The sequence below is a fragment of the Pseudomonas extremorientalis genome (assembly GCF_001870465.1).
GTDB lineage: Bacteria > Pseudomonadota > Gammaproteobacteria > Pseudomonadales > Pseudomonadaceae > Aquipseudomonas > Aquipseudomonas extremorientalis.
In genome coordinates this window covers 16,061-33,413 of sequence record NZ_MDGK01000031.1, presented here as the reverse complement: position 1 = coordinate 33,413, position 17,353 = coordinate 16,061, and the positions used below count along the sequence as shown (strand labels likewise).

Sequence of the window (17,353 nt, the reverse complement as noted above, 5' to 3'; positions counted from 1 at the left end):
GCCTCGATAGAAAATAACTACCAAACTCCCCTCGTGCATAGTGCCAAGCACAATCGACGGAAGCTTGTACAAATCGCGCTTTTCTAACGCGCACAAAAAACCGGGCACTAGGCCCGGTTCTTCGTTACAGCTTGTCGTCTTACTCGGCGCTTACAGCTTCGCCAGCAGTAGCACGATCAACCAACTCGACGTACGCCATAGGCGCGTTGTCGCCAGCGCGGAAACCGCACTTGAGGATGCGCAGGTAGCCACCCTCACGGGTAGCGTAACGCTTGCCCAGGTCGTTGAAGAGCTTACCAACGATAGCTTTCGAACGAGTACGGTCGAAAGCCAGACGGCGGTTAGCCAGGCTGTCTGTCTTGGCCAAAGTAATCAGCGGCTCAGCAACGCGACGCAGTTCTTTAGCTTTCGGCAGTGTAGTTTTGATCAGCTCGTGCTCGAACAGCGACACCGCCATGTTTTGGAACATGGCCTTGCGGTGCGAGCTGGTACGGCTCAGGTGACGACCACTTTTACGATGACGCATGGTTCATTCCTTACCAAACTCACGTTCGGTGATTACGACGATCAGGCAGTCGCCTTGTCGTCCTTCTTAAGACTTGCAGGCGGCCAGTTGTCGAGGCGCATGCCGAGGGACAGACCGCGGGAGGCCAGAACGTCCTTAATTTCAGTCAAGGATTTCTTGCCCAGGTTCGGAGTCTTCAACAGTTCTACTTCGGTACGCTGAATCAGGTCGCCGATGTAGTAAATGTTTTCCGCCTTAAGGCAGTTAGCCGAACGTACAGTCAGTTCCAGATCGTCAACCGGGCGAAGCAGGATCGGATCGATCTCGTCTTCCTGCTCGATTACCACTGGTTCGCTGTCACCCTTGAGGTCGACGAACGCAGCCAACTGCTGTTGCAGGATGGTTGCAGCGCGGCGGATAGCCTCTTCAGGATCCAGAGTACCGTTGGTTTCCAGATCAATAACCAGCTTGTCCAGGTTAGTACGCTGCTCGACACGGGCGTTTTCCACCACGTATGCGATGCGGCGAACCGGGCTGAACGAAGAGTCAAGCTGCAAGCGACCAATGCTGCGGCTTTCGTCTTCATCGCTCTGACGCGAGTCGGCCGGTTCATAACCACGACCACGAGCTACGGTGAGCTTCATGTTCAGGGCGCCGTTAGACGCCAGGTTAGCGATTACGTGATCGGGGTTAACGATCTCGACATCATGATCCAGCTGAATATCGGCAGCGGTAACCACCCCCGAACCCTTCTTCGACAAGGTCAGCGTAACTTCGTCACGGCCGTGCAGCTTGATAGCCAGACCTTTAAGGTTCAACAGGATTTCAATTACGTCTTCCTGTACACCTTCGATGGCGCTGTACTCGTGGAGCACACCGTCAATCTCGGCCTCGACTACTGCACAGCCGGGCATTGAGGACAACAGGATGCGGCGCAGCGCGTTGCCCAGGGTGTGGCCAAAACCACGCTCGAGAGGCTCGAGAGTGATCTTAGCGCGGGTTGGACTGACAACCTGCACATCAATGTGGCGGGGTGTCAGGAACTCATTTACCGAAATCTGCATGGATGCACCTATTTTCTAGCCCTTACTTGGAGTAGAGCTCGACAATCAGGCTTTCGTTGATGTCGGCGGACAGATCACTGCGAGCAGGAACGTTCTTGAAAACGCCCGACTTCTTCTCAGTGTCTACTTCTACCCATTCTACGCGGCCACGTTGGGCACACAGATCGAGAGCTTGGACAATGCGAAGTTGGTTTTTTGCTTTCTCGCGAACTGCGACCACGTCACCAGCACGAACCTGGTAGGACGGAACGTTTACGGTCTGACCGTTAACGCTGATCGACTTGTGCGATACCAGCTGACGGGATTCGGCACGAGTCGAACCAAAGCCCATACGGTATACAACGTTGTCCAGACGGCATTCGAGCAGTTGCAGCAGGTTTTCACCGGTTGCACCTTTCTTGCCAGCAGCTTCTTTGTAGTAGCCGCTGAACTGACGCTCGAGAACGCCGTAGATACGACGGACCTTCTGCTTTTCACGCAGTTGGGTGCCGTAGTCGGACTGGCGACCGCGGCGTTGGCCGTGGATACCAGGTGCTGCTTCGATGTTGCACTTCGATTCGATCGCGCGCACGCCGCTCTTCAGAAAGAGATCGGTGCCTTCGCGACGAGCGAGTTTGCATTTTGGACCAATGTAACGAGCCATTCTTTACAATCTCCTGGATTACACGCGGCGCTTCTTCGGCGGACGGCACCCGTTGTGCGGGATTGGCGTCACGTCGGTGATGCTGGCGATCTTATAGCCACAGCCGTTCAAAGCACGGACAGCAGACTCACGACCTGGACCTGGACCTTTGACGTTAACGTCGAGGTTTTTCAGGCCGTATTCCAGCGCAGCTTGACCAGCACGTTCAGCAGCTACTTGAGCAGCAAACGGGGTGGACTTGCGGGAACCGCGGAAACCCGAACCACCGGAGGTAGCCCAAGAAAGCGCGTTACCTTGACGGTCGGTGATGGTCACGATGGTGTTGTTAAAAGAAGCATGGATGTGGGCGATGCCATCAACCACTGTCTTTTTAACTTTTTTACGAGGACGAGCAGCAGGTTTTGCCATGATAATTTTCCTGTCGATTCGCTGGGGCGATTACTTGCGGATCGGCTTACGCGGACCTTTACGGGTACGCGCGTTAGTCTTGGTACGCTGACCGCGTACTGGAAGACCACGACGATGACGCAGACCGCGATAGCAACCGAGGTCCATCAAACGCTTGATTTTCATGTTGATTTCGCGACGCAGGTCACCTTCAGTGGTGAACTTCGCCACTTCGCCACGCAGCTGTTCAATCTGCTCGTCGCTCAGATCCTTGATCTTAGCGGCTGGATTTACACCAGCGACTGCGCAAATTTTCTGCGCAGTAGTGCGACCAACACCATAGATGTAGGTCAGCGAGATAACAGTGTGCTTGTTATCTGGAATGTTAACGCCTGCAATACGGGCCATTCAGTGGGACTCCAATTGACAGCTACCTACGCCCCGGAAGCCAAGAAATAGGGCGCGAGATAATATCGCTGTAATAACAAATAATCAACCCGGCAGCGCACTAGCTGCCGGGCTTCAAGCGGATCACACTCAGCCTTGGCGCTGTTTGTGACGCGGTTCCGCGCTGCAAATTACTCGAACAACACCTTCGCGGCGAATAATCTTGCAGTTACGGCACAGCTTTTTCACCGATGCACGAACTTTCATCACCAACTCCTCGAACCTTATGGGGTACTCAGCGCAACATGCCGCTGCCGTAGCCCTTCAGGTTGGCTTTCTTCATCAGGGATTCGTACTGGTGCGAAACGAGGTGCGATTGTACTTGGGACATGAAGTCCATCACAACCACGACCACGATCAGCAACGAGGTCCCGCCAAGGTAGAACGGAACGTTTGCTGCAACCACCAGGAACTGGGGCAACAAGCACACGGCCGTCATATATAGAGCACCGAACAGGGTCAAACGAGTCAGAACGCCATCAATGTAGCGCGCAGACTGCTCACCTGGACGGATGCCCGGAATAAAGGCACCGGACTTCTTCAGGTTTTCCGCTACGTCTTTCGGATTGAACATCAACGCCGTATAGAAGAAGCAGAAGAAAATAATCCCTGCACTAAACAGCAGAATATTCAACGGCTGACCAGGAGCGATCGACTGAGAGAGGTCCTGCAGCCAGCCCATATTTTCAGACTGACCAAACCAGGTACCCAACGAAGCCGGAAACAGCAAAATGCTGCTCGCGAAAATTGCCGGAATAACACCGGCCATATTCACTTTCAGCGGCAAGTGGCTGGTCTGCGCAGCAAAAACCTTACGGCCCTGCTGACGCTTGGCGTAGTGAACAGCAATACGACGCTGACCACGCTCAATGAACACCACAAAACCGATAATCGCTACTGCCAGCAAACCGATGGCAACCAAGGCAAAGATATTGATATCACCCTGACGTGCAGACTCGAAAGACTGCCCAATCGCTCTCGGAAGACCGGCGACGATACCTGCGAAAATCAACATCGAGATACCGTTGCCAACACCACGCTCAGTAATCTGCTCACCCAGCCACATCATGAACATCGCACCAGCCACAAACGTGGATACCGCGACGAAATGGAAGCCAAAGTCACCAGTGAACGCAACACCCTGCCCGGCCAGGCCAACGGACATGCCGATAGCTTGAACCAGGGCGAGGATGACAGTGCCGTAGCGGGTGTACTGGCTAATCTTGCGACGGCCAGCTTCACCTTCCTTCTTCAACTGCTCCAGCTGCGGACTGACGGCGGTCATCAGTTGCATGATGATCGATGCCGAGATGTACGGCATGATCCCCAGTGCAAAGATGCTCATCCGCTCCAGCGCGCCGCCGGAAAACATGTTGAACAAGCTAAGAATGGTCCCCTCATTCTGTCGAAACAGGTCTGCGAGTCGGTCCGGGTTGATACCTGGAACCGGGATGTGTGCGCCTATTCGGTAGACGATAATCGCCAGGAACAGAAAACGCAGACGAGCCCAAAGTTCAGACATACCGCCTTTGCCGAGCGCTGAGAGAGCACCTTGCTTAGCCATTTATTCCTCGAACTTGCCGCCAGCTGCTTCGATAGCCGAACGCGCACCCTTGGTGGCGCCGATTCCCTTGCCGATAGTGACAGCGCGAGTCACTTCACCGGACAGCATGATTTTCACACGCTGTACGTTGACGTTAATCACGTTGGCATCTTTCAGGGTCTGCACAGTAACGATGTCGCCTTCCACTTTAGCCAGCTCGGACAGACGCACTTCTGCGCGATCCATGGCTTTCAGGGATACGAAACCGAACTTAGGCAGGCGACGATGCAGCGGCTGTTGACCGCCTTCAAAGCCTGGAGCAATGGTGCCACCGGAGCGGGAGGTTTGACCTTTGTGGCCACGGCCACCAGTCTTACCCAAACCGCTACCGATACCACGGCCCGGACGATGCTTTTCGCGACGGGAACCCGGCGCTGGACTCAGATCATTGAGTTTCATCGATTAACCCTCTACACGCAGCATGTAGTAAGCCTTGTTGATCATCCCGCGATTCTCGGGAGTATCCTGGACTTCTACAGTGTGACCGATGCGACGCAGACCCAGACCTTTAACGCACAGTTTGTGGTTAGGGATGCGGCCGGTCATGCTTTTGATCAGCGTTACTTTAACGGTAGCCATGATCAGAAGATCTCCTTGACAGTCAGACCACGCTTGGCAGCGATGGACTCAGGAGATTGCATAGCTTTCAAACCTTTGAAAGTGGCGTGAACCACGTTAACCGGGTTAGTCGAGCCGTAGCACTTGGCCAGAACGTTCTGAACGCCAGCAACTTCGAGGACAGCACGCATAGCGCCGCCAGCGATGATACCGGTACCTTCAGAAGCAGGCTGCATGTACACCTTCGAAGCGCCATGGGCGGACTTCATTGCGTACTGCAGCGTGGTGCCGTTCAGATCAACTTGGATCATGTTGCGACGAGCAGCTTCCATTGCTTTCTGGATCGCAGCAGGCACCTCACGTGACTTGCCACGGCCGAAGCCAACACGCCCTTTACCATCACCTACCACGGTCAACGCGGTGAAAGTGAAGATACGGCCGCCTTTAACGGTTTTGGCTACGCGGTTAACTTGAACCAGCTTCTCAATGTAGCCTTCGTCGCGCTTTTGGTCGTTATTTGACATAACTTAGAACTCCAGCCCAGCTTCACGAGCAGCATCAGCCAGCGCTTTCACGCGACCGTGGTACTTGAAGCCAGAGCGGTCGAAAGCCACTTGCGAGACGCCAGCGGCCTTAGCACGCGTAGCGACCAGCTGGCCAACCTTTGTGGCCGCGTCGATGTTGCCGGTGGCACCATCACGCAGTTCTTTATCCAAAGTCGAGGCGCTTGCCAGGACTTTGTTGCCGTCGGCCGAGATGACCTGGGCGTAGATGTGCTGCGACGAGCGGAACACGCAGAGACGCACGACTTCGAGTTCGTGCATTTTCAGGCGTGCTTTGCGAGCGCGACGCAGTCGAGTAACTTTTTTGTCGGTCATTTGCTATGCCCTACTTCTTCTTGGCTTCTTTACGACGGACGACTTCGTCCGCGTAGCGCACACCTTTGCCTTTGTACGGCTCTGGTGGACGGAAGTCGCGGATCTCAGCGGCCACTTGACCTACCAGCTGCTTGTCGATGCCCTTGATCAGGATATCGGTCTGGCTAGGAGTCTCAGCAGTGATGCCCGCTGGCAGTTCGTAATCCACAGGGTGCGAGAAGCCAAGGGCCAGGTTCAAAACCGTGCCTTTTGCTTGCGCTTTGTAACCAACACCGACCAGCTGGAGCTTACGCTCGAAGCCTTGGCTTACGCCTTGGACCATGTTGTTTACCAACGCACGCGTGGTACCGGCCATTGCGCGAGTTTGTTGATCGCCATTGCGAGCAGCAAAACGCAGCTCACCCGCTTCTTCAACGATCTCAACGGACGAATGGATGTTCAGTTCAAGAGTACCCTTGGCACCCTTCACCGAAAGCTGTTGGCCTGCGAATTTGACTTCGACACCGGCTGGCAGCTTAACGGGGTTCTTAGCGACGCGAGACATGCTTATCCCCCCTTAGAACACAGTGCAAAGAACTTCGCCGCCGACACCGGCAGCGCGCGCAGCACGATCCGTCATCACACCTTTGTTGGTGGAGACGATAGACACGCCCAGACCGCCACGAACTTTCGGCAGATCTTCAGCGGACTTGTACTGACGCAGGCCTGGACGGCTAACGCGCTTCACTTCCTCGATGACCGAACGGCCTTCGAAGTACTTCAGCTCGATGGACAGCAGTGCTTTTACATCGCTGCTGATCTGATAACCCGCAATGTAGCCTTCGTCTTTCAGGACTTTGGCAACAGCAACCTTCAACTTGGAAGATGGCATGCTTACGACGGACTTTTCAGCCATCTGGGCATTACGGATACGAGTTAGCATGTCCGCTAACGGGTCCTGCATACTCATGGGCTAGACGCTCCTAATACAAAAAAATTAGCCTTGCGGCTACATATGTCGCCGAGAATCTCCGGGTAAAACACACGGGCTCAGGCGAGCCGCGTATTTTAGACACACTCCAGAAATGAAACAAGCCCCAAAAGGGGCTTGTTCCAGATTCAAGGTCACCGGCGGTCAGTATCTTGCGACATCGACCACCTGGACGTTGAAAGTACTTACCAGCTGGCTTTAACCAGACCAGGTACGTCACCACGCATTGCCGCTTCACGCAGTTTGTTACGGCCGAGGCCGAACTTGCGGTAAACGCCGTGTGGACGACCAGTCAGGCGGCAGCGGTTACGCATGCGCGAAGCGCTTGCATCACGTGGCTGCTTCTGCAGAGCAACTGTAGCTTCCCAACGCGCTTCTGGACTTGCGTTCAGATCAACGATGATTGCTTTCAGTGCTGCACGCTTCTTGGCGTACTTGGCAACCGTGAGCTGACGTTTCAGCTCGCGGTTTTTCATGCTCATCTTGGCCATGGTCCTACTCCAATCAGTTGCGGAACGGGAATTTGAAAGCACGCAACAGGGCGCGACCTTCATCATCGTTCTTGGCAGTGGTGGTCAGGGTGATGTCCAGACCGCGGAGAGCATCGATCTTGTCGTAGTCGATTTCCGGGAAGATGATCTGCTCTTTCACGCCCATGCTGTAGTTACCACGACCATCGAAGGACTTGGCATTCAGGCCGCGGAAGTCGCGAACCCGAGGCAGGGAGATCGACAGCAGACGATCCAGGAATTCGTACATACGCTCACGGCGCAGGGTCACTTTGACGCCGATCGGCCAACCTTCACGGACTTTAAAGCCAGCGATGGATTTCCGAGCGTAAGTCACAACGACTTTCTGGCCGGTGATCTTTTCCAGGTCAGCAACAGCGTGCTCGATGACTTTTTTGTCACCGATCGCTTCGCCCAAACCCATGTTCAGGGTGATTTTGGTAACGCGCGGAACTTCCATCACGTTCCCAAGCTTAAGTTCTTCCTTAAGCTTAGGGGCGATTTCCTTCCGGTAAATCTCTTGTAGTCGTGCCATGGTCTAATCTACCTAGCAGTGTTCAAGCATCAACCGCTTTTTGGGTCGACTTGAAGACACGAATTTTCTTACCGTCTTCTACTTTGAAACCAACGCGGTCAGCCTTGTTGGTTTCGCCGTTGAAGATGGCGACGTTAGAAGCGTCCAGCGGAGCTTCTTTCTCGACGATACCGCCCTGCACGCCCGACATCGGGTTAGGCTTGGTATGACGCTTGACCAGGTTCAGACCACCGATAACCAGACGGTTATTAGCGAGAACCTTAAGCACCTTACCGCGCTTACCTTTGTCTTTGCCGGCGATCACGATGATCTCGTCGTCACGACGAATCTTTTGCATGTCGGATCTCCTTACAGCACTTCTGGGGCGAGCGAGACGATCTTCATGAACTTCTCAGTACGAAGCTCACGGGTCACTGGCCCAAAGATACGGGTGCCGATCGGCTCTTGCTTGTTGTTCAGAAGAACAGCAGCGTTGCCATCAAAGCGGATAATGGAGCCATCAGCACGACGTACGCCGTGACGAGTGCGGACTACAACAGCAGTCATCACTTGGCCTTTTTTCACTTTACCGCGAGGAATTGCTTCCTTCACGGTAACTTTGATGATGTCACCGATACCAGCGTAACGACGATGGGAGCCACCCAGCACCTTGATGCACATAACACGGCGAGCGCCGCTGTTATCGGCCACATCGAGCATGGATTGAGTCTGAATCATATAATTTCTCCGACCCCTAGTCCTTAGACTTCCACAGCGCGTTCGAGAACATCAACCAGTGCCCAAGACTTGGTCTTGGCCAGCGGACGAGTTTCACGAATAGTGACTTTGTCGCCGATGTGGCACTGATTGGTTTCGTCGTGCGCGTGCAGCTTAGTCGAACGCTTAACATATTTACCGTAGATCGGGTGCTTAACGCGACGCTCGATCAGAACGGTGATGGTTTTGTCCATCTTGTCGCTGACAACACGGCCAGTCAGCGTACGGACAGTCTTTTCGGCTTCAGCCATGATCACTTACCTGCCTGCTGGTTGAGCACAGTCTTCACGCGAGCGATGTCACGCTTAACTTGCGAGAGCAGATGAGACTGCCCCAACTGGCCAGTTGCTTTCTGCATACGCAGATTGAACTGGTCGCGCAGCAGGCCGAGCAGTTGCTCGTTCAGCTGCTGTGCGGATTTTTCACGAAGTTCATTCGCTTTCATCACATCACCGTCCGTTTAACAAAGGAGGTGGCGAGCGGCAGCTTTGCAGCAGCCAGGGCGAAAGCCTCACGCGCCAGCTCTTCAGAAACACCCTCGATTTCATACAGGACTTTGCCTGGCTGAATCTGGGCTACCCAGTACTCCACGTTACCCTTACCTTTACCCATCCGAACCTCGAGAGGTTTTTTGGAGATCGGCTTGTCCGGGAATACACGGATCCAGATCTTGCCGCCACGTTTTACGTGACGGGTCAGAGCACGACGCGCTGACTCGATCTGACGAGCGGTGAGACGACCACGAGCTACAGACTTCAGCGCGAACTCGCCGAAGCTGACTTTGCTACCGCGCTGAGCCAGACCACGGTTGTGGCCTGTCATCTGCTTGCGGAACTTCGTACGCTTAGGTTGCAACATTTGGCGTACCCCTTACTTAGCAGCTTTTTTACGAGGCGCTGGTGCTTGTGGTTTCAGTTCTTCTTGGCGACCACCAATTACTTCGCCTTTGAAGATCCAAACCTTTACACCGATCACACCGTAAGTGGTGTGAGCTTCGTAGTTGGCATAGTCGATGTCGGCACGCAGGGTGTGCAGTGGCACACGACCTTCGCGATACCATTCAGTACGTGCGATTTCAGCACCGCCGAGACGACCGCTCACTTGGATTTTGATGCCTTTGGCACCAATGCGCATGGCGTTCTGTACAGCGCGCTTCATAGCGCGACGGAACATTACGCGACGCTCCAGCTGCTGAGCTACGCTCTGCGCAACCAGCATACCGTCGAGCTCCGGCTTGCGGATCTCTTCGATATTGATGTGCACAGGCACACCCATTTGCTTGGTCAGGTCCTGACGCAGTTTCTCAACATCTTCACCTTTCTTCCCGATAACGATACCTGGACGAGCGGTGTGGATGGTGATACGTGCAGTTTGCGCCGGACGATGGATATCGATACGGCTTACGGACGCGCTTTTTAGTTTGTCTTGGAGATACTCACGCACCTTCAGATCAGCGAACAAGTAGTCCGCATAAGTCCGACCGTCTGCGTACCAGACGGAGGTGTGCTCCTTGACGATTCCCAGGCGAATGCCAATGGGATGTACTTTCTGACCCATCTCTTCGACTCCGTTACTTGTCAGCAACCTTGACAGTGATATGGCAAGACCGCTTGACGATGCGATCAGCACGGCCTTTGGCACGTGGCATGATGCGCTTCAGCGAACGCCCTTCGTTGACGAAAACGGTGCTGACCTTCAGGTCATCAACGTCTGCGCCTTCGTTATGCTCGGCGTTGGCTACGGCCGACTCCAGCACTTTCTTCATGATCTCGGCGGCTTTCTTACTGCTGAAAGCCAACAGGTTGAGCGCTTCGCCCACCTTCTTCCCGCGGATCTGGTCGGCGACCAAGCGGGCTTTCTGGGCGGAGATTCGAGCGCCCGACAACTTAGCGGCTACTTCCATTTCCTTACCCCTTAACGCTTGGCTTTCTTGTCTGCCACGTGCCCACGATAAGTGCGGGTACCGGCAAACTCGCCTAGTTTGTGGCCGACCATGTCTTCGTTCACGAGAACTGGGACGTGCAAGCGACCGTTGTGTACAGCGATGGTCAGACCGACCATTTGTGGCAGGATCATCGAACGACGCGACCAGGTCTTAACTGGTTTGCGATCGTTCTTTTCCGCCGCCACTTCGATCTTCTTCAGTAGGTGAAGATCAATAAAAGGACCTTTTTTCAGAGAACGTGGCACTGTCGTATCCCTCTATTTACTTGCGACGACGGACGATCATTTTGTCGGTACGCTTATTACCACGAGTCTTCGCGCCCTTAGTCGGGAAGCCCCATGGCGATACCGGATGACGACCACCAGAGGTACGACCTTCACCACCACCGTGTGGGTGGTCAACCGGGTTCATGGCAACACCACGAACGGTTGGGCGAACGCCACGCCAGCGTTTGGCACCAGCTTTACCCAGCGAACGCAGGCTGTGCTCGGAGTTCGAGACTTCGCCCAGGGTCGCGCGGCATTCAGCCAGCACTTTACGCATCTCACCAGAACGCAGACGCAGGGTCACGTAGACACCTTCACGAGCGATCAGCTGAGCCGAAGCACCAGCGGAACGAGCGATTTGCGCGCCTTTACCTGGCTTCAATTCGATGCCGTGTACGGTGCTACCAACTGGAATGTTGCGCAGTTGCAGAGCGTTGCCCGGCTTGATCGGTGCCAGGGCACCTGCGATCAGCTGGTCGCCAGCGCTCACGCCTTTAGGGGCGATGATGTAGCGACGCTCGCCATCTGCGTACAACAGCAGAGCGATGTGAGCAGTACGGTTTGGATCGTATTCGATACGCTCGACAGTGGCAGCGATGCCATCTTTGTCGTTGCGACGGAAGTCGACCAGACGATAATGCTGCTTATGGCCACCACCGATGTGACGAGTGGTAATGCGACCATTGTTGTTACGACCACCAGACTTCGATTTTTTCTCGAGCAGCGGTGCGTGAGGAGCGCCTTTATGCAGCTCCTGGTTGACCACCTTGACCACAAAACGGCGGCCAGGGGAAGTCGGTTTGCATTTAACGATTGCCATGATGCACCCCTTCCTTACTCAGCACTGCTGCTGAAATCGAGATCTTGGCCTGGCTGAAGGGAGATAACTGCCTTCTTCCAGTCATTACGCTTGCCCAGACCGCGAGCAGTGCGCTTGCTCTTACCCAGAACATTCAGGGTAGTAACACGCTCTACTTTCACGCTGAACAGGCTTTCGACGGCCTTCTTGATTTCCAGCTTGGTTGCGTCAGTTGCAACCTTGAAAACGAACTGGCCCTTCTTGTCAGCCAGAACCGTAGCCTTTTCGGAAACGTGCGGGCCAAGCAGAACTTTAAATACGCGTTCCTGGTTCATCCCAGCAGCTCCTCGAATTTCTTCACGGCCGACACGGTGATCAACACCTTGTCGTATGCGATCAGACTAACTGGATCGGAACCTTGCACGTCACGTACATCAACGTGTGGCAGGTTGCGAGCAGCCAGGTACAGGTTCTGATCAACAGCTTCCGACACGATCAAAACGTCGGTCAGGCTCATGTTGTTCAGTTTGCCCAGCAGATCTTTGGTTTTCGGGCTTTCAACAGCGAAGTCCTGAACCACGACCAGACGGTCAGTACGCACGAGTTCAGCAAGGATGGAGCGCAGAGCTGCGCGGTACATCTTCTTGTTGAGCTTCTGCGAGTGATCCTGCGGACGAGCTGCGAAAGTGGTACCGCCGCCACGCCAGATTGGGCTACGGATAGTACCGGCACGAGCACGGCCAGTACCTTTCTGACGCCAAGGGCGCTTACCGCCACCACGTACGTCGGAACGGGTCTTTTGCTGCTTGCTACCTTGACGGCCGCCGGCCATGTAGGCCACGACTGCTTGGTGAACCAGCGTCTCGTTGAATTCGCCGCCAAATGTCAGTTCGGAAACTTCGATCGCTTGAGCGTCATTTACATTTAATTGCATGTCAGCTTCCCCTTAACCGCGAGCCTTGGCCGCTGGACGTACAACCAGGTTGCCGCCAGTAGCGCCAGGAACAGCACCCTTGACCAACAACAGATTGCGTTCAGCGTCGACGCGCACTACTTCGAGGGACTGCACGGTCACGCGCTCAGCGCCCATATGACCGGACATTTTTTTGCCCTTGAATACACGACCAGGAGTCTGGCACTGGCCAATAGAGCCCGGGACGCGGTGGGAAACGGAGTTACCGTGAGTGTTGTCTTGGCCACGGAAATTCCAACGCTTGATCGTACCCTGGAAGCCTTTACCTTTGGACTGACCGGTTACATCAACCAGTTGACCAGCAGCGAAGATTTCAGCGTTGATCAGATCGCCAGCCTGGTAGTCGCCGTCTTCAAGACGGAACTCCATAACGGTGCGACCAGCTGCAACGTTTGCTTTAGCGAAGTGGCCTGCTTGAGCAGCAGTCACACGCGAAGCACGACGCTCGCCGACAGTGACTTGCACTGCACGATAGCCATCGGTTTCTTCAGTTTTGAACTGGGTGACGCGATTCGGCTCGATCTCAATGACCGTGACCGGAATGGAGACACCTTCTTCGGTGAAAATACGGGTCATACCGCATTTACGACCGACTACACCAATAGTCATGTTGTAAACCTCATGAGTGTACGGGGCTTTCACCCGCTATGGCCGCCCATTTCAGAGCGTTACACGACTAAGACCCGAGTCTTAGCCGAGGCTGATCTGTACTTCCACACCGGCCGCCAGATCGAGCTTCATAAGTGCATCAACGGTTTTATCCGTTGGCTGGACGATGTCCAGTACGCGCTTATGAGTACGGATCTCGTACTGGTCACGCGCGTCTTTGTTGACGTGCGGGGAGACCAGAACGGTGAACCGCTCTTTACGGGTAGGCAGTGGAATTGGACCACGCACTTGAGCACCAGTACGTTTCGCGGTTTCCACGATTTCCTGGGTGGATTGGTCGATCAGGCGATGGTCAAAAGCCTTCAACCTGATACGGATTTGCTGATTTTGCATTGGATTTCAGACTCCGGCTGCTATTCCCACCGGGCGCAATGCGCCCGTTAAAAGGAGGCGCAATTCTATAGACGCCCCCGATGGGTGTCAACCCAATAAAAAAGGCCCCCGCTAAGCGGGGGCCTTCTCAAAAAACCGAGCTATCTCAGAAGAGATAATTACTCGATGATTTTAGCTACAACGCCAGCACCAACGGTACGGCCGCCTTCACGGATAGCGAAGCGCAGACCGTCTTCCATTGCGATGGTTTTGATCAGGGTAACAGTCATTTGAATGTTATCGCCTGGCATTACCATTTCAACGCCTTCTGGCAGTTCGCAGTTACCGGTCACGTCAGTAGTACGGAAGTAGAACTGTGGACGGTAGCCTTTGAAGAACGGAGTGTGACGACCGCCTTCTTCCTTGCTCAGAACGTAAACTTCTGCGGTGAACTTGGTGTGAGGCTTAACCGAACCTGGTTTAACCAGAACCTGGCCACGCTCAACGTCGTCACGCTTGGTACCACGCAGCAGAACACCGCAGTTCTCGCCAGCACGACCTTCGTCGAGCAGCTTACGGAACATTTCAACACCGGTGCAGGTGGTGACGGTAGTGTCACGCAGGCCAACGATTTCCAGTGGATCTTGAACGCGAACGATACCGCGCTCGATACGACCAGTCACAACAGTACCGCGACCGGAGATCGAGAATACGTCTTCGATTGGCATCAGGAACGGCTTGTCGGTCAGACGAACTGGTTCTGGGATGTAGCTGTCCAGAGTCTCAACCAGTTTACGAACGGCAGTGGTGCCCATTTCGTTGTCGTCTTTGCCTTCCAGAGCCATACGAGCAGAACCGATGATGATCGGAGTGTCGTCACCTGGGAAGTCGTAAGTGCTCAGCAGATCGCGCACTTCCATCTCAACCAGTTCCAGCAGCTCAGCGTCGTCTACCAGGTCAGCCTTGTTCAGGAAAACCACGATGTACGGAACGCCTACCTGACGGGACAGCAGGATGTGTTCACGGGTTTGTGGCATCGGACCATCAGCGGCCGAGCAAACCAGGATCGCGCCGTCCATCTGGGCAGCACCAGTGATCATGTTCTTCACGTAGTCAGCGTGACCTGGGCAGTCAACGTGAGCGTAGTGACGAATAGTCGAGTTGTACTCAACGTGAGCGGTGTTGATGGTGATACCACGAGCTTTTTCTTCTGGTGCGCTGTCGATCTTGTCGAAGTCAACACGAGCCGAACCGAAAACTTCGGAGCAGACGCGAGTCAGAGCAGCGGTCAGAGTAGTTTTACCGTGGTCAACGTGGCCGATGGTGCCAACGTTTACGTGCGGTAGGGAACGATCAAATTTTTCTTTAGCCACGACAATTAACTCCTTGCCTAAAGGACTGAATCAGCCTTGTTTTTTGGATACAGTTTCAGCGATGTGCGCCGGAGCTGTGTTGTATTTTTTGAATTCCATAGAGTAGCTTGCGCGACCCTGGGACATGGAGCGAACGTCGGTCGCGTAACCGAACATCTCACCCAACGGAACCTCGGCGCGAATCACTTTGCCGGAAACCGTGTCTTCCATACCCAAGATCATGCCGCGACGACGGTTAAGGTCGCCCATGACATCACCCATATAGTCTTCAGGTGTAACAACTTCTACCGCCATGATTGGCTCAAGCAACTCACCACCGCCCTTCTGGGCCAGTTGCTTGGTTGCCATGGAAGCAGCCACCTTAAACGCCATCTCGTTGGAGTCGACGTCGTGGTAAGAACCGTCAAAAACGGTTGCTTTCAGGCCGATCAGCGGATAGCCGGCAACAACACCGTTCTTCATCTGCTCTTCGATACCCTTCTGGATAGCAGGGATGTATTCCTTAGGAACCACACCACCTACCACTTCGTTCACGAATTGCAGACCTTCCTGACCTTCGTCAGCAGGAGCAAAACGGATCCAGCAGTGACCGAACTGACCACGACCGCCGGACTGACGAACGAACTTGCCTTCGATTTCACAGTTCTTCGTGATGCGCTCACGATAGGAAACCTGAGGCTTACCGATGTTGGCTTCGACGTTGAACTCACGGCGCATCCGGTCAACCAGGATGTCCAGGTGCAGCTCGCCCATGCCGGAGATGATCGTTTGACCAGTCTCTTCATCAGTCTTGACGCGGAAAGATGGATCTTCCTGAGCAAGCTTGCCCAGAGCGATACCCATTTTTTCCTGGTCATCCTTGGTCTTAGGCTCTACGGCAACCGAAATAACCGGCTCCGGGAAGTCCATGCGAACCAGGATGATTGGCTTGGCAGCGTCGCACAAAGTCTCACCCGTGGTGACGTCCTTCATGCCGATCAGGGCCGCGATGTCACCAGCGCGTACTTCCTTGATCTCTTCACGGGCGTTTGCGTGCATTTGCACCATACGACCCACGCGCTCTTTCTTGCCTTTAACCGAGTTGATCACGCCGTCGCCGGAGGCCAACACGCCCGAGTAAACGCGGACGAAGGTCAAAGTACCCACGAATGGGTCGGTAGCGATCTTGAACGCCAGAGCCGAGAACGGCTCGCTGTCATCGGCGTGACGCTCCATTTCTTCTTCCTCGTTATCAGGGTTGGTACCCTTGATAGCAGGAATGTCGGTTGGAGCCGGCAGGTAGTCGATAACAGCGTCGAGAACCAGGGGAACACCCTTGTTCTTGAAGGAAGAACCACAAACAGCCAGGACGATCTCACCAGCGATAGTACGCTGACGCAGAGCAGCCTTGATTTCCACGTTGGTGAGTTCTTCACCCTCGAGGTACTTGTTCATCAGCTCTTCGCTGGCTTCGGCCGCAGCCTCGACCATGTTGTTGCGCCACTCGTCAGCCAGCTCCTGCAGTTCTGCAGGGATAGGCTTACGAACAGGCACCATGCCTTTGTCGGAGTCATTCCAGTAAACCGCTTCCATGTTGATCAGATCGATCTGACCCTGGAAGTTGTCTTCGGAACCGATAGCCAATTGGATTGGCACCGGGGTGTGACCCAGACGCTGCTTGATCTGACCGATCACGCGCAGGAAGTTGGCGCCAGCACGGTCCATCTTGTTTACGTAAACAAGACGTGGAACGCCGTATTTGTTGGCTTGACGCCATACGGTTTCCGACTGAGGCTCAACACCCGAGGTACCGCAGAACACAACGACAGCGCCGTCGAGTACGCGCAGGGAACGTTCAACTTCAATGGTGAAGTCTACGTGGCCCGGTGTATCGATTACGTTGAAGCGATGCTCGTCTTTGTACTGCTTCTCGGAACCCTTCCAGAAGGCGGTAATAGCAGCAGAAGTAATGGTAATACCACGCTCCTGCTCCTGAACCATCCAGTCTGTGGTCGCGGCGCCGTCATGCACCTCGCCCATTTTGTGACTTTTGCCGGTGTAAAACAGTACGCGCTCGGTGGTGGTGGTTTTACCAGCATCCACGTGAGCAACGATACCGATGTTACGGTAGCGGCTAATCGGAGTAGTACGAGCCATAAAGCCCTCGCAAAATTAGTGAAGC

The 17,353-nt window shown here is 54.4% G+C and carries 30 protein-coding genes; all 30 read right to left on the bottom strand.

Features of this window, described 5'->3' with window-relative positions:
* Positions 1-139: 139 nt before the first annotated feature.
* The 30 genes from rplQ to fusA all read right to left on the bottom strand — a co-directional run bounded on the left by rplQ (position 140) and on the right by fusA (position 17,328).
* Positions 140-526: a 50S ribosomal protein L17 gene (rplQ, locus tag BFN10_RS11935; RefSeq protein WP_003176402.1), complete on the bottom strand. Its 387-nt coding sequence runs from the start codon at positions 524-526 to the stop codon at positions 140-142.
* 41 nt (positions 527-567) lie between these two features.
* Entirely contained in the window at positions 568-1,569 is a 1,002-nt protein-coding gene (locus tag BFN10_RS11930; protein WP_003176403.1) for a DNA-directed RNA polymerase subunit alpha, read from the bottom strand.
* Between the two features lie 22 nt (positions 1,570-1,591).
* Positions 1,592-2,212: a 30S ribosomal protein S4 gene (rpsD, locus tag BFN10_RS11925; RefSeq protein WP_003176404.1), complete on the bottom strand. Its 621-nt coding sequence runs from the start codon at positions 2,210-2,212 to the stop codon at positions 1,592-1,594.
* An 18-nt stretch (positions 2,213-2,230) separates the two neighbouring features.
* Positions 2,231-2,620: a 30S ribosomal protein S11 gene (rpsK, locus tag BFN10_RS11920; RefSeq protein WP_002555466.1), complete on the bottom strand. Its 390-nt coding sequence runs from the start codon at positions 2,618-2,620 to the stop codon at positions 2,231-2,233.
* 30 nt (positions 2,621-2,650) lie between these two features.
* The gene (gene rpsM / locus BFN10_RS11915; protein ID WP_003194635.1) at positions 2,651-3,007 is read right to left on the bottom strand and encodes a 30S ribosomal protein S13; all 357 of its coding nucleotides are present in this window, start codon (positions 3,005-3,007) and stop codon (positions 2,651-2,653) included.
* Positions 3,008-3,136: 129 nt separating this feature from the next.
* A complete protein-coding gene (gene rpmJ, locus BFN10_RS28760) occupies positions 3,137-3,253 on the bottom strand; it encodes a 50S ribosomal protein L36 (protein WP_002555468.1) in 117 nt (38 codons plus the stop codon).
* 28 nt (positions 3,254-3,281) lie between these two features.
* Complete coding sequence (gene secY / locus BFN10_RS11910; protein WP_003176406.1) at positions 3,282-4,610, bottom strand: preprotein translocase subunit SecY; 1,329 nt, start codon at positions 4,608-4,610, stop codon at positions 3,282-3,284.
* The gene (rplO, locus tag BFN10_RS11905; protein ID WP_003176407.1) at positions 4,611-5,048 is read right to left on the bottom strand and encodes a 50S ribosomal protein L15; all 438 of its coding nucleotides are present in this window, start codon (positions 5,046-5,048) and stop codon (positions 4,611-4,613) included.
* A 3-nt stretch (positions 5,049-5,051) separates the two neighbouring features.
* The gene (gene rpmD / locus BFN10_RS11900) at positions 5,052-5,228 is read right to left on the bottom strand and encodes a 50S ribosomal protein L30 (RefSeq protein WP_003176408.1); all 177 of its coding nucleotides are present in this window, start codon (positions 5,226-5,228) and stop codon (positions 5,052-5,054) included.
* 2 nt (positions 5,229-5,230) lie between these two features.
* Complete coding sequence (gene rpsE / locus BFN10_RS11895) at positions 5,231-5,731, bottom strand: 30S ribosomal protein S5 (RefSeq protein ID WP_003176409.1); 501 nt, start codon at positions 5,729-5,731, stop codon at positions 5,231-5,233.
* Between the two features lie 3 nt (positions 5,732-5,734).
* Positions 5,735-6,085 (bottom strand): 50S ribosomal protein L18, encoded by a 351-nt coding sequence (rplR, locus tag BFN10_RS11890; RefSeq protein ID WP_003186037.1) that lies wholly within the window; start codon positions 6,083-6,085, stop codon positions 5,735-5,737.
* Between the two features lie 10 nt (positions 6,086-6,095).
* Positions 6,096-6,629 carry a 50S ribosomal protein L6 gene (gene rplF / locus BFN10_RS11885; RefSeq protein WP_003194640.1) on the bottom strand — a complete coding sequence of 178 codons (534 nt, stop codon included), beginning with the start codon at positions 6,627-6,629 and terminating at the stop codon, positions 6,096-6,098.
* Between the two features lie 12 nt (positions 6,630-6,641).
* The gene (rpsH, locus tag BFN10_RS11880; RefSeq protein WP_010206883.1) at positions 6,642-7,034 is read right to left on the bottom strand and encodes a 30S ribosomal protein S8; all 393 of its coding nucleotides are present in this window, start codon (positions 7,032-7,034) and stop codon (positions 6,642-6,644) included.
* Between the two features lie 206 nt (positions 7,035-7,240).
* Positions 7,241-7,546, bottom strand: coding sequence for a 30S ribosomal protein S14 (gene rpsN / locus BFN10_RS11875; protein WP_003176414.1), 306 nt, complete (start codon positions 7,544-7,546; stop codon positions 7,241-7,243).
* Positions 7,547-7,559: 13 nt separating this feature from the next.
* Complete coding sequence (gene rplE / locus BFN10_RS11870; protein WP_003194642.1) at positions 7,560-8,099, bottom strand: 50S ribosomal protein L5; 540 nt, start codon at positions 8,097-8,099, stop codon at positions 7,560-7,562.
* Between the two features lie 22 nt (positions 8,100-8,121).
* The gene (gene rplX / locus BFN10_RS11865; RefSeq protein WP_003176416.1) at positions 8,122-8,436 is read right to left on the bottom strand and encodes a 50S ribosomal protein L24; all 315 of its coding nucleotides are present in this window, start codon (positions 8,434-8,436) and stop codon (positions 8,122-8,124) included.
* 11 nt (positions 8,437-8,447) lie between these two features.
* Positions 8,448-8,816, bottom strand: coding sequence for a 50S ribosomal protein L14 (gene rplN, locus BFN10_RS11860; RefSeq protein WP_002555479.1), 369 nt, complete (start codon positions 8,814-8,816; stop codon positions 8,448-8,450).
* A gap of 23 nt (positions 8,817-8,839) precedes the next feature.
* The gene (gene rpsQ, locus BFN10_RS11855) at positions 8,840-9,106 is read right to left on the bottom strand and encodes a 30S ribosomal protein S17 (RefSeq protein ID WP_003176419.1); all 267 of its coding nucleotides are present in this window, start codon (positions 9,104-9,106) and stop codon (positions 8,840-8,842) included.
* A gap of 2 nt (positions 9,107-9,108) precedes the next feature.
* A complete protein-coding gene (gene rpmC / locus BFN10_RS11850) occupies positions 9,109-9,300 on the bottom strand; it encodes a 50S ribosomal protein L29 (protein WP_002555481.1) in 192 nt (63 codons plus the stop codon).
* Positions 9,300-9,713, bottom strand: a complete 414-nt coding sequence (gene rplP / locus BFN10_RS11845) for a 50S ribosomal protein L16 (RefSeq protein ID WP_003176421.1) — start codon at positions 9,711-9,713, stop codon at positions 9,300-9,302. The genes rpmC and rplP overlap by 1 nt, the downstream gene beginning before the upstream one ends.
* Positions 9,714-9,725: 12 nt before the next feature.
* Positions 9,726-10,412, bottom strand: coding sequence for a 30S ribosomal protein S3 (gene rpsC / locus BFN10_RS11840; RefSeq protein WP_003176422.1), 687 nt, complete (start codon positions 10,410-10,412; stop codon positions 9,726-9,728).
* 13 nt (positions 10,413-10,425) lie between these two features.
* Positions 10,426-10,758, bottom strand: a complete 333-nt coding sequence (rplV, locus tag BFN10_RS11835; protein ID WP_003103908.1) for a 50S ribosomal protein L22 — start codon at positions 10,756-10,758, stop codon at positions 10,426-10,428.
* Positions 10,759-10,769: 11 nt separating this feature from the next.
* The gene (rpsS, locus tag BFN10_RS11830) at positions 10,770-11,045 is read right to left on the bottom strand and encodes a 30S ribosomal protein S19 (RefSeq protein ID WP_003232420.1); all 276 of its coding nucleotides are present in this window, start codon (positions 11,043-11,045) and stop codon (positions 10,770-10,772) included.
* A 16-nt stretch (positions 11,046-11,061) separates the two neighbouring features.
* Positions 11,062-11,886 (bottom strand): 50S ribosomal protein L2, encoded by an 825-nt coding sequence (gene rplB / locus BFN10_RS11825; RefSeq protein WP_003186055.1) that lies wholly within the window; start codon positions 11,884-11,886, stop codon positions 11,062-11,064.
* 14 nt (positions 11,887-11,900) lie between these two features.
* Positions 11,901-12,200 (bottom strand): 50S ribosomal protein L23, encoded by a 300-nt coding sequence (gene rplW / locus BFN10_RS11820; RefSeq protein WP_002555488.1) that lies wholly within the window; start codon positions 12,198-12,200, stop codon positions 11,901-11,903.
* Positions 12,197-12,799, bottom strand: a complete 603-nt coding sequence (gene rplD / locus BFN10_RS11815) for a 50S ribosomal protein L4 (protein WP_003176424.1) — start codon at positions 12,797-12,799, stop codon at positions 12,197-12,199. The genes rplW and rplD overlap by 4 nt, the downstream gene beginning before the upstream one ends.
* 12 nt (positions 12,800-12,811) lie before the next feature.
* Positions 12,812-13,447, bottom strand: coding sequence for a 50S ribosomal protein L3 (gene rplC, locus BFN10_RS11810; RefSeq protein WP_003194649.1), 636 nt, complete (start codon positions 13,445-13,447; stop codon positions 12,812-12,814).
* Between the two features lie 81 nt (positions 13,448-13,528).
* Complete coding sequence (rpsJ, locus tag BFN10_RS11805) at positions 13,529-13,840, bottom strand: 30S ribosomal protein S10 (RefSeq protein WP_003186070.1); 312 nt, start codon at positions 13,838-13,840, stop codon at positions 13,529-13,531.
* Between the two features lie 158 nt (positions 13,841-13,998).
* Positions 13,999-15,192: an elongation factor Tu gene (gene tuf, locus BFN10_RS11800; RefSeq protein ID WP_010206920.1), complete on the bottom strand. Its 1,194-nt coding sequence runs from the start codon at positions 15,190-15,192 to the stop codon at positions 13,999-14,001.
* 30 nt (positions 15,193-15,222) lie between these two features.
* Positions 15,223-17,328: an elongation factor G gene (fusA, locus tag BFN10_RS11795; RefSeq protein WP_010206921.1), complete on the bottom strand. Its 2,106-nt coding sequence runs from the start codon at positions 17,326-17,328 to the stop codon at positions 15,223-15,225.
* Between the last annotated feature and the right edge of the window lie 25 nt (positions 17,329-17,353).

What these genes read in the sequence shown, in the direction of transcription:
- rplF (WP_003194640.1), bottom strand. Translation starts at nt 6,629, where the DNA reads ATGTCTCGCGTCGCTAAGAACCCCGTTAAGCTGCCAGCCGGTGTCGAA.
- rpsC (WP_003176422.1), bottom strand. Translation starts at nt 10,412, where the DNA reads ATGGGTCAGAAAGTACATCCCATTGGCATTCGCCTGGGAATCGTCAAG.
- rpmJ (WP_002555468.1), bottom strand. Translation starts at nt 3,253, where the DNA reads ATGAAAGTTCGTGCATCGGTGAAAAAGCTGTGCCGTAACTGCAAGATT.
- rpsK (WP_002555466.1), bottom strand. Translation starts at nt 2,620, where the DNA reads ATGGCAAAACCTGCTGCTCGTCCTCGTAAAAAAGTTAAAAAGACAGTG.
- rplW (WP_002555488.1), bottom strand. Translation starts at nt 12,200, where the DNA reads ATGAACCAGGAACGCGTATTTAAAGTTCTGCTTGGCCCGCACGTTTCC.
- rplX (WP_003176416.1), bottom strand. Translation starts at nt 8,436, where the DNA reads ATGCAAAAGATTCGTCGTGACGACGAGATCATCGTGATCGCCGGCAAA.
- rpsH (WP_010206883.1), bottom strand. Translation starts at nt 7,034, where the DNA reads ATGAGTATGCAGGACCCGTTAGCGGACATGCTAACTCGTATCCGTAAT.
- rplQ (WP_003176402.1), bottom strand. Translation starts at nt 526, where the DNA reads ATGCGTCATCGTAAAAGTGGTCGTCACCTGAGCCGTACCAGCTCGCAC.
- secY (WP_003176406.1), bottom strand. Translation starts at nt 4,610, where the DNA reads ATGGCTAAGCAAGGTGCTCTCTCAGCGCTCGGCAAAGGCGGTATGTCT.
- rpsM (WP_003194635.1), bottom strand. Translation starts at nt 3,007, where the DNA reads ATGGCCCGTATTGCAGGCGTTAACATTCCAGATAACAAGCACACTGTT.
- rpsE (WP_003176409.1), bottom strand. Translation starts at nt 5,731, where the DNA reads ATGTCAAATAACGACCAAAAGCGCGACGAAGGCTACATTGAGAAGCTG.
- rplV (WP_003103908.1), bottom strand. Translation starts at nt 10,758, where the DNA reads ATGGAAGTAGCCGCTAAGTTGTCGGGCGCTCGAATCTCCGCCCAGAAA.
- fusA (WP_010206921.1), bottom strand. Translation starts at nt 17,328, where the DNA reads ATGGCTCGTACTACTCCGATTAGCCGCTACCGTAACATCGGTATCGTT.
- rpmD (WP_003176408.1), bottom strand. Translation starts at nt 5,228, where the DNA reads ATGGCTACCGTTAAAGTAACGCTGATCAAAAGCATGACCGGCCGCATC.
- rplE (WP_003194642.1), bottom strand. Translation starts at nt 8,099, where the DNA reads ATGGCACGACTACAAGAGATTTACCGGAAGGAAATCGCCCCTAAGCTT.
- rpsJ (WP_003186070.1), bottom strand. Translation starts at nt 13,840, where the DNA reads ATGCAAAATCAGCAAATCCGTATCAGGTTGAAGGCTTTTGACCATCGC.
- rplB (WP_003186055.1), bottom strand. Translation starts at nt 11,886, where the DNA reads ATGGCAATCGTTAAATGCAAACCGACTTCCCCTGGCCGCCGTTTTGTG.
- rpsD (WP_003176404.1), bottom strand. Translation starts at nt 2,212, where the DNA reads ATGGCTCGTTACATTGGTCCAAAATGCAAACTCGCTCGTCGCGAAGGC.
- rpsN (WP_003176414.1), bottom strand. Translation starts at nt 7,546, where the DNA reads ATGGCCAAGATGAGCATGAAAAACCGCGAGCTGAAACGTCAGCTCACG.
- rpsQ (WP_003176419.1), bottom strand. Translation starts at nt 9,106, where the DNA reads ATGGCTGAAGCCGAAAAGACTGTCCGTACGCTGACTGGCCGTGTTGTC.
- rplO (WP_003176407.1), bottom strand. Translation starts at nt 5,048, where the DNA reads ATGAAACTCAATGATCTGAGTCCAGCGCCGGGTTCCCGTCGCGAAAAG.
- rplP (WP_003176421.1), bottom strand. Translation starts at nt 9,713, where the DNA reads ATGTTGCAACCTAAGCGTACGAAGTTCCGCAAGCAGATGACAGGCCAC.
- rplC (WP_003194649.1), bottom strand. Translation starts at nt 13,447, where the DNA reads ATGACTATTGGTGTAGTCGGTCGTAAATGCGGTATGACCCGTATTTTC.
- BFN10_RS11930 (WP_003176403.1), bottom strand. Translation starts at nt 1,569, where the DNA reads ATGCAGATTTCGGTAAATGAGTTCCTGACACCCCGCCACATTGATGTG.
- rplR (WP_003186037.1), bottom strand. Translation starts at nt 6,085, where the DNA reads ATGACCGACAAAAAAGTTACTCGACTGCGTCGCGCTCGCAAAGCACGC.
- rpmC (WP_002555481.1), bottom strand. Translation starts at nt 9,300, where the DNA reads ATGAAAGCGAATGAACTTCGTGAAAAATCCGCACAGCAGCTGAACGAG.
- rplD (WP_003176424.1), bottom strand. Translation starts at nt 12,799, where the DNA reads ATGCAATTAAATGTAAATGACGCTCAAGCGATCGAAGTTTCCGAACTG.
- rplN (WP_002555479.1), bottom strand. Translation starts at nt 8,816, where the DNA reads ATGATTCAGACTCAATCCATGCTCGATGTGGCCGATAACAGCGGCGCT.